The organism is Brevundimonas sp. (assembly GCF_029946145.1).
Taxonomy (GTDB): Bacteria; Pseudomonadota; Alphaproteobacteria; order Caulobacterales; family Caulobacteraceae; genus Brevundimonas.
Genome location: NZ_JAQSDY010000004.1, coordinates 58,624 through 71,610 on the forward strand (window position 1 = coordinate 58,624; position 12,987 = coordinate 71,610).

The window sequence follows — 12,987 nt, forward strand, 5'->3', positions numbered from 1 at the left end:
GGCTGAAGGCGCCGAAGGTCGCGCGCGTCAAACGGGACTGGCGCGTCGCGCTGGGATCGCGGTCGCACCGGGCCGGTCACGGTTCGGAATGGCTGGCGGCCGCCCTGCTCATGGCGAAGGGCTACCAGATCCTCGGTTTTCGCCTGAAGACCCGCGCCGGGGAGATCGACATCCTGGCCCGGCGGGGCAAAACCCTGTCGGTGGTCGAGGTCAAACGCCGCGCCACGCTGGAGAGCGCCCTGACGGCCCTGACTCCGGACCAGTACGACCGCCTGCTCGCGGCGGGCAGGGCGGTGTTGCGTCAAAGACCCAGCTTGGCCGGACACCTGTTGCGAATCGATATGGTGGCGCTGGCTCCCGGACGGTTTCCGCGCCATCGTCGCGGCGTTGACGCCTTCGGGAGGGGCGCTGCATGACCCGCGACGAGGCGATCGCCCTGCTGACCGAGGCCGGACAGGCCGAGGACGACGCCTTTCCGCTGCTTGAGGCGGCCATCGCCTGCGCCATTCACGACTATCCGTTCCGCGACCCGGAGCCCGTCCGCACTCTCGCCAACCACGCCGCCGACCGGCTGGCCGAACGCATCGGCGGCGAAAGCCCGGATGACGCCCTGGCCGAGACCATGGCCGCCGATCTGCGCCTGAATGGCGACCTGCTGCACTATGACGCCGCCGCCAATACCGACGTCATAGATGTGGCCGAGCGCCGGCGGGGCCTGTCCGTGGCGTTGAGCGTCTTCTATCTCGACGCCGCGCGGCGCGCGGGTGTGAAGGCGCAGGGCGTCGACTTCCCCGGCCATTTCCTGCTTCGGGTCGAGACGCCCGAGGGGCCGGTGGCGCTGGACCCGTTCAGTCAGGGGCGATTGGTTCTGCCTTCGGAACTGACGCGCCGGGCGCTGCGGGCAGGGCTGACCCCGCACGTGGCCGACCGGCTGGACGTTCTGATGGCCCCGGTCAGTGATCGTCAGGCCCTGATCCGGATGCAGAATGTGCTGTTCAGTCGCGCCATCCACGCCCAGGATTTCGAGGGCGCCGAACGTTCGGCCCTGCGCCGCGCCCTGCTGGACCCCGAGGACCACCGCCCGTGGCTGGACGTCGCCGCCGCGCGCGAGAAACAGGGGGCTCTGGCCGGAGCGCTGGAGGCTCTGTCGCACGCCCGGACGCTGGATGACCCCATGGAGGTCACGCGCCGGATGTCGGTCGATCGGGTGCGTCTTCAGCTGAACTAGGGTTGCGCGACCGCCGCCCGCTGCCCATTAGCCAATGTCCACCGCCTGGAAGGACAGTGCATGCTCAGAGTCGCGATCCAGATGGACCCCATCGAGGCGGTCAACATCGAGTCCGACACCACCTGGCTGATGATGACCACGGCCCAGGACCGGGGCCACATCCAGTGGGTCTATGATTTCCGCACCCTGGCGCTGGAAGACGGCAGGCTGTTCTGCCGCGCCCGGCCGGTGACCCTGCGCCACAATGAGGGCGATCACGTCAGCTTCGGCGACGAGGTGAAGCTGGATCTGGGCGCGGACGTGGACGTCATCCTGATGCGCCAGGACCCGCCGTTCGACATGGCCTATGTCACCGCCACCTATCTGCTGGAGACGGTGCATCCCGGGACGCTGGTGGTGAACGACCCCGCCGAGGTCCGCAGCGCGCCCGAGAAGCTGCTGGTGACACAGTTTCCCGGCCTGACCCCGCCGACCCTGATATCGTCGGACCCGGTCGCCCTGGTCGATTTCCATGAACGCCACGGTGACGTGGTGCTGAAACCCCTGCACGGCGCGGCGGGGTCGGGCGTGGTCAAGCTGAAGGCCGGCGATCCCAATCTCGAGGCCCTGATCGAGATCCACATGACGGGCAGCCGCGATCCGCTGGTGATCCAGAAATTCATTCCGGCGGTGTCGAAGGGCGACAAGCGCATCATCCTGATCGACGGCGAGCCGGTCGGCGCCATCAACCGCATCCCCGCCTCGGGGCAGGTGCGGTCCAATCTGCGCGTCGGCGGCACGGCGGCGCCGGTCGAGCTGACCGCTCGCGACCGCGAGATCTGCGCCGCCATCGGGCCGACGCTGAGAGCGCGGGGGCTGATCTTCGTCGGCATCGACGTGATCGGCGACTACCTGACCGAGATCAACGTCACCTCGCCGACCGGCGCCCAACAATTAAAGCGGTTCACCGGCGTCGATGCGGCCGCCCTGATGTGGGACGTGATCGAGCGCAAGCGCGCGTCCTGACGTTCCTGGTTGCGTGATCCTCGCAATCGAGGATTGCAAAAGCGATCAGTTCGTGTTTCGTTCCCTTCCGTGCAGCGGGAGGGCGCCGTGGCGGCTCGGGTGGTGACGGTCGCGTTCGAAGGCGTCGAGGCGCGGCGGGTGGACGTCGAGGTGCAGCTGGTCGGCAATGACGGGCCGATCGTCTTCGCCATCGTCGGCCTGCCTGACAAGGCCGTGGCCGAAAGCCGCGAGCGGGTGCGCGGCGCCTTCGCCGGCATCGGGCTGGCCCTGCCTTCGCGGCGGATCATCGCCAATCTGGCCCCCGCCGACCTGCCCAAGGAGGGCAGTCATTTCGATCTGCCGATCGCCCTGGCCCTGCTGGCGGCCATGGGCGTGATCGCGCCCGACGCTCTCGATGGCTGGGCCGCCGTCGGCGAGCTGAATCTCGACGGACAGATCGCCCCGGTTGGCGGAACCCTGCCGGCGGCGGTCGCCGCCTCCGCCATGGGGCTGGGCCTGATCTGCCCGGAAGCCAACGGACCCGAGGCCGCCTGGGCCGGCGACGTCAACATCCTCGCACCGCGCTCGCTGATCGGTCTGGTCAACCATTTCAAGGGCAGTCAGGTGCTGCGAGCGCCCGAACCCGGCCCTGTGCGGATGGGCGCGGCGGTCCCCGACCTGCGCGAGGTCAAGGGACAGGAGAGCGCCAAGCGGGCGCTGGAGATCGCGGCGGCGGGCGGCCACAATCTGTTCAGTGTATTATTTCAACAGTATAGCTTTGAACGTCGAGCTTTCGGGCGTGCCGTGAGCCGACCCGGCTGCGGGCTGCGTACACGCCGGGCACCACATGTTCATGTGGGTCAACAGCTACAAACTACCTGCCCTGCACGAGAAGCTCAGAGAAAAGGGCGTGTTAGGTCGGATGGAAGTGGCGCCCGGCTACTTGTCGGTTCTGCGTGAAGCGAGCGGAAGGCCAGCACCACCGGCCTGACCATGGGCAAGGTCGGCTATGCGCCAGGAACGGACTTTGGGCGGTGCGCGGATTCCGGACATTGGCGGGCACCGGCCGAGTCGAACGACCGACTTCTACCAACCAAATCCTCTGCCGAAGCCCAATGTCGGCGAAAATGCCGCCCGAATTGGACTTTTGGCTTCGGCAGTGCGCCAGTAGGCTTCGAGGCCGCAACGGTCTGGGCGCCGATCTTTCCCAAATATGTGCTGTTGCTGTCGAGCGACTCGGTGCGGGGCCTCGTGGCGGTGATGGTGATCTGTGCGGTCGCCAGCCTGCTCGCCATCCGCGCCGCGCTCCGGGTCGATCCCGCGGAGGCGATCGGTGGCTGACGGCATCCGCATCGAAAATCTCGTCAAGACCTATGGTGAAGGCGAGACAGCGGTCCATGCGCTCCGGGGCGTGGACATGTACGTGGCCCCCGGAGAGGTCGTCGGTCTGATCGGCCCTTCGGGATCGGGCAAGAGCACCCTGCTCAAATGCATGGGCGCGGTGATCGAGCCGGTCCCGGCGGGGTCTGAAAGGGCAAACTGGCGGGGTGCGAGCGGCTCAGGACGGGGCAGGTGGAGATGGCGGGCGACCGTCAGGGTTCTGTCAGCCTGGGGCAGTGGTGATGCGGGGAAATCTGGTCTTTTTCCTGTAGGGTGGCGGGAAGCGTGCTGCCTTAGAAAACGGATATCGATATGCGTCTGTTGCTCGTTGAAGATTCGGCGCGGCTGGGGGCGTTGCTCCGGGACGGGCTGACCCGCGACGGCTTTGCAGTCGACTGGCGCCAGGACCTGGAGGGCGCGACCGAAGCCGCCGCCAACGTGGCCTATGACCTGATCCTGCTCGATCTGGGGCTGCCGGACGGCGACGGGCTAGACTGGGTGCGGACCCTCCGGCGTTCGTCGGACCTGACGCCGGTTCTCGTACTGACCGCGCGGGGCGGGCTTGAGGATCGGGTCACCGGTCTGGATGCCGGGGCCGATGACTATCTGGTCAAGCCTTTCGAAATCTCCGAAGCGGCAGCGCGGTGCCGGGCGATCCTGCGCCGGCCCGGGCAGCGCATCAGCCCGGTTCTGGCGCTGGGCGATCTGGCATTCGACGTCGCCTCGCGCCAGGCGACCTGCGGCGACACGTCGATCGACCTCTCGCGCCGTGAGGGGGACCTTCTGGAGGTGCTGATGCGCCGGGCCGGTTCGGTTGTAACACGCGGGGTCCTGGAGGAGTCGCTTTACCCCTTCAACGAGCCCGTTACCCCCAATGCGGTCGAGGTGGCAGTGTCCCGGTTGCGGCGCAAATTGGATGACGCCGGCTGCACGGGCCGGCTGCACACGGTGCGGGGTCTGGGTTATCTGATGCGGGACGCCTCCGCGTGACCCCGTCGTCGTCCATCTTCCGGCGGCTGGTGCTGGGCTTCGCTCTGATGGGCCTCATTGGCGGGACCATCCTGCTGCTGTTCGTGGGGATTGAATACGGCCTGTTGTCGCGCTCGCGGCGGGACGAAATCCAGTTCGTCGGCATCGCCAACGAGGTCGCCGATCATGTAGTCGTGCCCCTTCTCGTGCTGATTGCGCCGATGACCTTGGCAGCCCTCTGGGTCATCCGAACGTCCTTGCGACCCCTAAGCGTTGCAGCGGCGCGGATCGAGGCCGCCCAAACCGCCGACAAGGGCTTCAGGGTCGATGCCCAAGACTTTCCTACCGAAGCGAGGGGGTTCGCGGGCGCCGTGAACGGTGTGTTGGCGCGGTTGGACCTAGCCGCCACTCGACAGGAAGCCTTCGCCGCCGATGTGGCTCATGAGCTGAGGACGCCGCTGGCGGTGCTGGCGCTAGAGCTCGACGGGCTGGACAACGAGGACGGACGGCGGCTGAAGCAGGACGTCGCCGCCATGTCGCGTCTGGTCGATCAGCTGCTGATGCTGGCGCAGCTCGACGCCCATTCGGCGGCGCCGGCAACCGCAACCCCGGTCGGTCTGGCCGGGGTCGCCGCGGAGATCGTCGCCCAATACGCCCCCCTCGCGGCGAACGAGGGAAAGTCGCTTGCTCTTGAATTGGAAGGTGCGCCAGCCGTCGAAGGGCGTCGCGAGGCGGTCGCGGCCGCGCTGCGCAATCTGGTTGAAAACGGGCTGCGGGTGACGCCCGACGGGGGCGTGGTTACGGTGACCGCGGGCCCGGGGCTCCTGCTTTCGGTCATGGACGGCGGCCCCGGTCTCGCGGCCACTCGCCTGGCCGAGCTCAGTCAACGCCACCGGCGGGGCGATCATGCCAGCAGCAGCGGCGCGGGTCTCGGCTTGGCAATTGTGTCGCGTATCATGGCGGCGCATGGCGGCCGGCTCGAGACTCGTCCGGACCGGTCAGAACTAATTCTCAGATTCCCTCCCGTCGGAAGGACTGATCATGAGCCGACTTGAACGTCATCTGGTCGCGCGAATCGGTTGGCTGCGCGCCGCTGTCCGTGGCGCCAACGACGCAGCTCTTTGGCACGGTCGTTCAGCGAAGATTCGGCCCTCTCAATACTCATCTTCCCCATGGGCGCGTTCCCCGCCTTCTTCCAGTTCGGATGATTCCGCAGCCTCCGTCCTCACGCCGGGCGCGAAGGCGTTGGGGTCGATCCGCATCGCTACATAGCCAGAGCCCGCAACTGCCAGCATCGCGAGAGGCACGGCAAGGCGGCCCGGAGGCGTGGCATCCCGCGCATGGGGGAAATGGGTCGTCTTCTTCCGGCCGGTAATCATCGCCCCGATCAAGTTGTCCCGGGTCAGAAACGACATGGCGATGACAGCACCGACATGCAGGGCGATCATTGCCAGCAGGGTCCAAGCAATGGCCTCGTGAATATCCTCATCGCCGGCGGCGCCGGTGAACATCGTCGCGGCGGCGAGGATGAGCAGGCCGATAACCGCAATTCCGCCCAGAGGATTGTGACCAAGCGAGGCATGAACCCGGCCGGCGAACAGGCCCGTGACATGCCCCTTTAGCCGCGACGGCCGGATCAGATTGGCGAACCGCGCATGCTCGCCCCCGACGACGCCCCATACTAGCCGGAACGCGATCAGAACCGCCGCGACCCAGCCGGCGGGTTCATGCCAAGTTGAAAGGATGCTGTCTTCTTCCGAGGAAAGGAAGGCCAGAGCGATCGAGGCGACGAGCAGCCAGTGGAACAGACGCACGCCGAGGTCCCAGGTCTTGATGGTTCTGATCGCAAGGGTGGCGGCGGCTGACATGGTCGATCTCCGTTCGGGGGATATCTGGACTGTGAAGCTGACCGCACCCTGACACCGTGGCTATAATCGCGACCGACCCAAGACGAAGATTTTAGGAACGCCAGTCACTCGGCCCCCGTCTCGGCTCACACAGCGTCAGCGCATGCTCGAAGGACCCACCGTCGCCGAGTGTGAAGGCCGCAGGATCGTATCGCAGTATGAACTAGCCCCGTGACGACGTTCGCCGCGTCCCCACCTCGCTCGCCCTCAATCCGCTGAGCGCAGCTGTCGGGATCCTGTTAGCGCTCACGGCCGTCAACGCGGGGGTTCTCTTCTCAACGCAGCGGCACGGATGTGAAGCGCTATCCGCGAAGTCTGGATAAATCGGGGAAGCGGCTCAGTTCTTCCCTATGAACCCCCCACAGGACCCGTAAAACTATTCGGCCGACGGTGATGCGACGCGGTGAGGGTGCTGTCTTCATCAGAGGATAGGAGCGCCACCGCGATGGCGATCACCAACATCCAGTGAAACTGAGGGCTAGGGGCCTGCTACCGCTGAGGTGCAGTTCCGGCAACATGGCGGCCGACCAAAATGGCAGCGGGATAAAGTATCTCCTCCTCCTGCCGTGCATGAGCTGCCAGATTGTCGGCAAAGCGAACATAGTCTTGCTGCCCTTTGCGTTCGGCTGCGGCCCGGAATTTCGTCACCGCCATACGGATGGCGTCGTGCTCGCGGAGCATCTGGGGCAGCTCGCGTTCGAGTGCATCCGTCATCAGCAGGACAGATCGCATCTCCGGCGTCGCATCGCCCTGCGCCAAGGGGAGCAGCAGGCCGAGTGGCGGCGTGGCAATTTCCTCTTCACGCTTGAAATGCGGTGCGAGCGCGCGTTCCAACTCGCCAGCCGCAGCTCCTACCTCGCCACCTTCTCCCGCCGCTCGAGCGAGCGTTTCGTGAAGTTCGCCGTGTTCGATGGCTATGGATTGGGGGGTTTGAAGCGTCGCAGCCCTTTCCTGCTCAGACCGCTGTTGTTGCTGCGCGGTTGGTTCGCTTTCGCACCCGCCAAGCAATGCCGCGAGGAGCACCGGCCAGATCAGAGCTTCGTTTTTGAGCCTCATGGTCGCCTTCCGACGAGGGGAAGGCCCTGGCGATCGAGGCAACGAGCAGCCAGTGGGCGAGGCGCGCGCCGAGGTCCCTAGTCTTGATGGTTCTGATCGGGGGGTGGGGATGGCTGACATGGTCGATCTCCGTTTCGACGCAGGTCTAGATCTTGACGCTGACCGCACCCTGACACCGGACGTTTGGAGCCGCTGTTATGAGTCAGACCTGCGTATTCGCCGGCTGTTCAGCATCCTGCCCGAAACCGGACGTCGCCAATCGCCGCATTGAGTCAGCAGCGGACCCCGCAGTCGCGGGCGATGTACAGTATGACTACACCCGTGCGTGACGCCCGGCTGTTACGCCCCGGCACCCGCTGCCGTGTCACATATGCCTGGCTGGTCGCTCTTTGTGACGGACGGCAGCAGAGTTCCCCCTATTGTTACACCGGGAGGGACGATGGCGAGGATAGGGTATGCGCGGGTCAGCAGCGCGGGACAGGATTACCAGTCACAGATCGATCGACTGGCGCGGGACGGATGCGCGCCCATCCGCGCCGAGAAGGTCACGGGCTCAGTCCGCGAGGGGCGCGGGGAGCTCGGAGCGATCCTCGATTTCATCCGCGAGGGAGATGAGCTCGTCGTCGTCCGGCTCGACCGTCTCGCCAGATCGACGCGGGACACTCTGAACATCGTGGCCGAGCTCGAAGCCAAAGGTGCCAGCCTGCGCGTCCTTGAACCCGAGATCAGCACGGGCGGCGACCTCGGCCGCATTGTTATTACGACGCTCGGCATGGTCGCCGAACTCGAACGGTCCTTTCTTCTGGAACGTCAGCGGGCGGGTATCGAGGCGGCGAAGGCGCGCGGCGCATACAAGGGTCGGCAACAGTCAGTCGATTTGGCCGCGATACGTGAACTGTCAGCACAGGGTGCCGGCCCGACCGAGGTCGCCCGTCTGCTCGGCATTTCGCGGATGACTGTCTATCGGGCGACCAGAGCGCAGGGCACCCAGAAGAGTAGCCCAGGAGTTCCAACTGCACCCGGTTGAGGACGATCATTCGGAACGCTCCGGATCGAGCGGTTCGCTGAAGCCCCCGAGATGTCCGCTGATGTACTTCTTCGGGTCGGCGCGGGTCAGGAACTTCCTGATGTCGTTTAGGCGCAGCAGGAGCGCCGCCGGTGCCATGTCGGTGCGGTATGCAGCAAGGTCGACGACCCGGTTCGCCTGCTCGATCAGCCGGTGCGACTGTTCGATATTGTGGTGGGTCAGGAGCAGATGCGAAACCGCGTCGATCCCACTCTGAGCGGTCCCGCCCCGGACGATTAGGTCCGCCGTGTCCACGCGGCTTCCGACAAAGGTTTCCGGGATTGGAAAGGTCAAGTGTTGGTCGCGTAGGTCGGGGTCCACAGCAAGAGGCAAGACCCCGGACACCAATTCCTTTCTGCTGGCCCTGAGCCAACTCACAAGCTGATTATTGGCAGCCATGATGCTGGGCGTCGCGGTGTCGAAGGTGATTTCAACCTTGATCCCTTTCGCGGCGAGAGCGCGCTTCAGGGCCGTCAGTTCAACGGCTCGCGTCATGCTGCTTGAGCCAAGAACATGAAGGTGTGTCCCAAGGCGACCTTCGTCGACCATCCGGGCGACCAGTTCGAGCATGATCGGAAGTTGGCGGCTTTCGTCGCCGAACGCCCAGCCGTCGAACTGGTAGTCCTTCACCGCCTTGTACCAATGTCGGCACTCGGCCGCGTCCCGACCTTGGAGCACGTTCAGGAACCGGGTCGAGGTCGAACCCCGGGAGTCCGTGATCGCGCGAAGGTTCGTCAGCGTATCGGCCAAGCAATCTTCGTACGAGGTCCAGCGCCCCGACGGGTTGATGGCTCGGGTCGGGATGTCGAGGGTCATCGCCAAGTCGGTGTTGGATTCCAGCCAGGAAACGGACCTGCGCGCCGTGCTCGCCCCCTCGTACAAAGTCGGGGCTCCGATGAACTGATAGCCCCCGCTGTCGCCCAGGATCGTGGTTTTGTCCCGGTCCCGCGCGCCGACGATGCCGGGCGCACCTTGGGGCTGACCGCGAAGATACTGTCCCCACGACACCAACGCGAAGGGTGACGCGAAGTGCGGGTTCAGCGGATCGAGGAAGTTCAGGTCGTCGCTGATAATATCAGCGGGCAGGGGACGCGGGAGAACCCCGCCCCCGGCGCCCCTGATGAAGGGGTCTTGTAGCGCGACGGCGTACTGCGCCCGCGCGGGATCTAGGTGTCTGGCTTTCATGATGGAACGCCGGGTTGAGGGCGGCCGAAGCCGCCCCCGTCCCTTAGGCGGCCCCCTTCATGACCACGACGTGCGGGAACGTCATCCGGTCGTAGCGCTGGAACAGACCCGCGCTGTCCCGGCGGTCCCCGTCCTTCTTGGCGATGTAGACCGCATGCTTTGCGCCCCGGCCATTCCATTGAATGCGGACCACGCCACGCGCGTCACCCGAGATGCCAACCTGATCGTCGGTGGTCCCGGCCATCGCGGCAGATAGGGCCAGACGGAAGTCCTCACCGCCGATGTTCAACTTGAACTCATCAGCACGGCCGCCATCGAGCGCGGCGTCGTACTGCAGGTTCGACGCCGTCCCCAACTTGATGAGCAGGTTGCCCTCCTTCATCCGGACGACGACATCCGCTACTTTGCGCGCGGTTTTGTCATCGAGCACTTCCGCCTTCAGCCGGGCGAGCACTTCATCGCTAATGGTTCGGACTCCAACGTCGCTGTACTCGGCGCTCAACCGATGTGCGAACGGCTTCTGGTAAATACTGTCGCCCCAATCGCCTGCCGGGATTAGGCCGATGTCCACGACACGGTCCGGGTCCGACCTCGTGAAGCGCAGAACGCGGTTCTTCTTATCCTCAGGCTTGGTTAGGCCGCCCCACTTATAGGCGACGCGGGTGTGTTCCGGGATGATGATGCTCTCGAACACCCGACGTGAGCTGCCCAGCACGACGTGAGGTTCGGTTACGCCCGTGCCCGCAGGGTCATTCAAGGTCGTGACCATGAGCATCGTCGGCTGATCCACGTGCCCGAGGCTGACCTCGAGCTGGGTCCCTTTTATCAGCATCGTCCGAGTGCTCTGGCGCATCCGTGTGGCCTTGGTCACCGTTTCGTCTGCGTCCAACGGGTAGCTGCTGGTCCGGTCCGGGAAGAGGTACTTGGCGAGGGCGAATGCCTCCGCGACGCCGTTGACCATGCCATCGACTTTGGAGAGGTCATCTTTGGGCAGGAGAGCAGCAATCTGCTCCGGCCCAAGCTGTAACTGGCGAGAGATGCGCGTGCCGTCTTCATCGTCGAGGCCGACAAGGACAAACAGTCGACCCGGCTGGCTCAGCTTCAGACCGGTCACCTCCGCAATCGACGGGTAGGCCTTCAGCGTCTCGATGACCCGAGCAGTCGCCTTGACTTCCGCTGCGTCATCCTCGCCCTGGAAATCGGCAATCGTGAAGTCTCCGGCCACGGTCGCCTTTTCGGCCGTCCTGATGTCCCGAAGGGTCGCCTTGACCGCCTTCTGAAAAGCTGTCGCGTCACCGAACAACCCCCCGAGCTTTCCGAGGTCTATGTTCGCCAAGCCGCCGTGGGGGCCGGCCAAATGGTCTGCCGCCTTCAGAACCCCCGCCACCGTCTGGAGGCGACCTTTGACCTTGTCGTAGGCGTCGCCCGTATAATCTTTGAGCTTCACGCCGACCAAACCCGGGGCCAGATAGCAAGAGGCGTCTTGCCCCTTCCTCTTTTTGGCACCGAGGTCTTCTGCCGCTTTGATCAGGGCAGCGTTGTCCTTCCCCAACCTGCCGTACGCGAGAGCCGTTTCGAGGTAGAGCTTCCGTCGTTCGGCGTGCCCATCCAGCCCGGGCTTAAGGTTCGCTGCATGTCGAGCCTGCAGCGATTTGATCAGGTCGTCGTCACTGACGATTGGATCGGAAATGTTCGTCACGTCTGTCTCCTTGGGGAGACCACGTTGAAAGGCCGGGCAGCACGCAGCTAGGACACCAGACTTCCAACGTGGTCGTTGAAAGACCGCAGGGCCGGGATGGCCGTTGCGGGGTGCCTATCGGAGGCGTGCCTGGGTCCTTTTCGCCCACGCGGATGGTCAGGAGACCTACCGATGCCGAGACGTTGGCCGAAACCAACTGGCGGCATGAAATCCGGTTCGGCGCCAATCCCGCCGTCCCTTCCGATGCGGCCGTCATACACCAACCCCACCCGACGGCAATCAAAATCGACACGAACACTTAACAACGATTGGAAGTGTGGCGATTAAGTCACAGATGTACTTCCCGAACCTTTCGGTTCGCTGATATTATCAGCGATTTTACTCAGATGATCGTCCGATTGCATGGCTGCTTGCTTCATTGTGGCTTCCGCGAGCCGCGACAGCCAAAGCCGCTCGGACCCCCAGGGATAAATAGAATTCGAAGGCGCCGGCCCAGCGGCCGCCCCTTCAGTTTTTCCTCGGAGGGCGCAGATGGCGAAGATGGACTGGCAACGAAACAAACACAGGGGCCGCCCGCGAGAGGCCGCCTTCGCGCCGCCTCCGGCCAAGAAGGGCTGCTGGTCGCACATCAAGCGCGAGCCGGTGCGGACCTATACGGCCGACGAAATCGCGTCATGGGGCAGCACTGGCTCGGTAGGTCCAAAATGACCCTCCCGACCTCCGTCACTGTCGCGTCCTATCGACCGTCCGTCGCCCAATTTATTGCGGACGCGAAACCCTCATTGGCGATAACCCTGGCCTTCCATCGCCCCACATTACCGGCAGGCGCCATGCAGAAGACCCGACTGTTTCACGCCATGCTGGACCATGCGGCGCTCGGCAGAAATTGGCTCAACCGTGCGGACGAACGGTCCTCCTACATCGCGGTGATCGAACACCTCGACACGAACCTTCACGTCCACCTCGCCATGACCTGCGGAGACAAGCACCTAGACTGCGTTCATGAAGCCGCGACGGCCATATGGCGTAAGCTTGTGCCCGGCGGCACCATCGACATCCAGCCCGCCTATGACGTGCCGGGATGGGGCCGCTACCTGTCGAAGGAGATCACGCCCTGGACCTCCGACAATCTGTTTCTATCAGAGGCGGCCAGCCGCCAGACATAGCCTCCCCAGCTGGGGCAATCCTTCGCCACGCGTCGGTTGCCGGGGTTTCGCTTAACCGTCCGCCGCGAACTGATCCGTCAGGCTCGCTGTGAAGAGTTATGAGCAGAACGACCAAGACGACAGACGGTCGAAGATACCCAGACCAAGAACTCACTCCTTGAGATTCACCGCAAGGCCAGAACGACACGACCCCGACAGGCTACTGCCTTCCCCACGAAGTCCTGAATTGAACTCCGTCAGATACCCTGACGGTTCCCTCTGCCGCATCAATGAGGCCGACTGCGACCTGCCGGAAAGCGATGGGGTGGACGCCCCCCGACGGCATCGATGTGCCAAAGTGGAGGTGT

General features: G+C 64.7%; 13 protein-coding genes and 1 pseudogene. 10 read left to right on the forward strand and 4 right to left on the reverse strand.

Annotation, left to right across the window (positions count from 1 at the left end; genetic code table 11):
* The first annotated feature begins 2 nt into the window (after window positions 1–2).
* From PSV23_RS00960 to PSV23_RS00995, 8 genes and pseudogenes are all read left to right on the forward strand, one after another.
* Window positions 3–416 (forward strand): YraN family protein, encoded by a 414-nt coding sequence (locus PSV23_RS00960; protein ID WP_300465652.1) that lies wholly within the window; start codon window positions 3–5, stop codon window positions 414–416.
* Complete coding sequence (locus PSV23_RS00965; RefSeq protein WP_300465640.1) at window positions 413–1,228, forward strand: SirB1 family protein; 816 nt, start codon at window positions 413–415, stop codon at window positions 1,226–1,228. The genes PSV23_RS00960 and PSV23_RS00965 overlap by 4 nt, the downstream gene beginning before the upstream one ends.
* A 60-nt stretch (window positions 1,229–1,288) precedes the next feature.
* A complete protein-coding gene (gene gshB, locus PSV23_RS00970; protein WP_300465641.1) occupies window positions 1,289–2,233 on the forward strand; it encodes a glutathione synthase in 945 nt (314 codons plus the stop codon).
* 87 nt (window positions 2,234–2,320) lie between these two features.
* Window positions 2,321–2,962 (forward strand): annotated as a pseudogene (locus PSV23_RS00975) (magnesium chelatase domain-containing protein); the annotation flags it as partial.
* A 243-nt stretch (window positions 2,963–3,205) separates the two neighbouring features.
* On the forward strand, window positions 3,206–3,553 hold the full coding sequence (locus PSV23_RS00980) for a hypothetical protein (RefSeq protein ID WP_300465642.1): 348 nt from the start codon (window positions 3,206–3,208) through the stop codon (window positions 3,551–3,553).
* A complete protein-coding gene (locus PSV23_RS00985) occupies window positions 3,546–3,965 on the forward strand; it encodes an ATP-binding cassette domain-containing protein (protein WP_366524182.1) in 420 nt (139 codons plus the stop codon). Before PSV23_RS00980 ends, PSV23_RS00985 begins: the two co-directional genes overlap by 8 nt.
* The gene (locus tag PSV23_RS00990) at window positions 3,905–4,582 is read left to right on the forward strand and encodes a response regulator transcription factor (RefSeq protein WP_300465643.1); all 678 of its coding nucleotides are present in this window, start codon (window positions 3,905–3,907) and stop codon (window positions 4,580–4,582) included. Before PSV23_RS00985 ends, PSV23_RS00990 begins: the two co-directional genes overlap by 61 nt.
* Entirely contained in the window at window positions 4,579–5,616 is a 1,038-nt protein-coding gene (locus PSV23_RS00995; RefSeq protein WP_300465644.1) for a cell wall metabolism sensor histidine kinase WalK, read from the forward strand. Before PSV23_RS00990 ends, PSV23_RS00995 begins: the two co-directional genes overlap by 4 nt.
* A 99-nt stretch (window positions 5,617–5,715) precedes the next feature.
* Here PSV23_RS00995 and PSV23_RS01000 read toward each other — a convergent pair whose 3' ends face one another.
* On the reverse strand, window positions 5,716–6,429 hold the full coding sequence (locus PSV23_RS01000; protein WP_300465645.1) for a cytochrome b/b6 domain-containing protein: 714 nt from the start codon (window positions 6,427–6,429) through the stop codon (window positions 5,716–5,718).
* A gap of 528 nt (window positions 6,430–6,957) precedes the next feature.
* Window positions 6,958–7,524, reverse strand: a complete 567-nt coding sequence (locus tag PSV23_RS01005) for a hemerythrin domain-containing protein (protein ID WP_300465646.1) — start codon at window positions 7,522–7,524, stop codon at window positions 6,958–6,960.
* A 439-nt stretch (window positions 7,525–7,963) separates the two neighbouring features.
* On the opposite strand from PSV23_RS01005, the gene PSV23_RS01010 reads away from it, so the two are divergent.
* Window positions 7,964–8,551, forward strand: a complete 588-nt coding sequence (locus tag PSV23_RS01010) for a recombinase family protein (protein WP_300465647.1) — start codon at window positions 7,964–7,966, stop codon at window positions 8,549–8,551.
* A gap of 6 nt (window positions 8,552–8,557) precedes the next feature.
* Here PSV23_RS01010 and PSV23_RS01015 read toward each other — a convergent pair whose 3' ends face one another.
* Together PSV23_RS01015 and PSV23_RS01020 are read right to left on the reverse strand one after the other, a co-directional pair.
* Entirely contained in the window at window positions 8,558–9,775 is a 1,218-nt protein-coding gene (locus PSV23_RS01015) for a hypothetical protein (RefSeq protein WP_300465648.1), read from the reverse strand.
* A 43-nt stretch (window positions 9,776–9,818) separates the two neighbouring features.
* Window positions 9,819–11,474 carry a hypothetical protein gene (locus PSV23_RS01020; RefSeq protein WP_300465649.1) on the reverse strand — a complete coding sequence of 552 codons (1,656 nt, stop codon included), beginning with the start codon at window positions 11,472–11,474 and terminating at the stop codon, window positions 9,819–9,821.
* A gap of 830 nt (window positions 11,475–12,304) precedes the next feature.
* Between PSV23_RS01020 and PSV23_RS01025 the strand changes: the two genes are divergently transcribed.
* Window positions 12,305–12,640: a hypothetical protein gene (locus PSV23_RS01025; protein ID WP_300465650.1), complete on the forward strand. Its 336-nt coding sequence runs from the start codon at window positions 12,305–12,307 to the stop codon at window positions 12,638–12,640.
* Window positions 12,641–12,987: the final 347 nt, after the last annotated feature.

Coding starts and splice junctions, on each gene's coding strand:
- PSV23_RS01015 (WP_300465648.1), bottom strand. CDS start 9,775: ATGAAAGCCAGACACCTAGATCCCGCGCGGGCGCAGTACGCCGTCGCG.
- PSV23_RS01010 (WP_300465647.1), top strand. CDS start 7,964: ATGGCGAGGATAGGGTATGCGCGGGTCAGCAGCGCGGGACAGGATTAC.
- PSV23_RS01005 (WP_300465646.1), bottom strand. CDS start 7,524: ATGAGGCTCAAAAACGAAGCTCTGATCTGGCCGGTGCTCCTCGCGGCA.
- PSV23_RS00990 (WP_300465643.1), top strand. CDS start 3,905: ATGCGTCTGTTGCTCGTTGAAGATTCGGCGCGGCTGGGGGCGTTGCTC.
- PSV23_RS01000 (WP_300465645.1), bottom strand. CDS start 6,429: ATGTCAGCCGCCGCCACCCTTGCGATCAGAACCATCAAGACCTGGGAC.
- PSV23_RS00980 (WP_300465642.1), top strand. CDS start 3,206: ATGGGCAAGGTCGGCTATGCGCCAGGAACGGACTTTGGGCGGTGCGCG.
- gshB (WP_300465641.1), top strand. CDS start 1,289: ATGCTCAGAGTCGCGATCCAGATGGACCCCATCGAGGCGGTCAACATC.
- PSV23_RS00965 (WP_300465640.1), top strand. CDS start 413: ATGACCCGCGACGAGGCGATCGCCCTGCTGACCGAGGCCGGACAGGCC.
- PSV23_RS01025 (WP_300465650.1), top strand. CDS start 12,305: ATGCAGAAGACCCGACTGTTTCACGCCATGCTGGACCATGCGGCGCTC.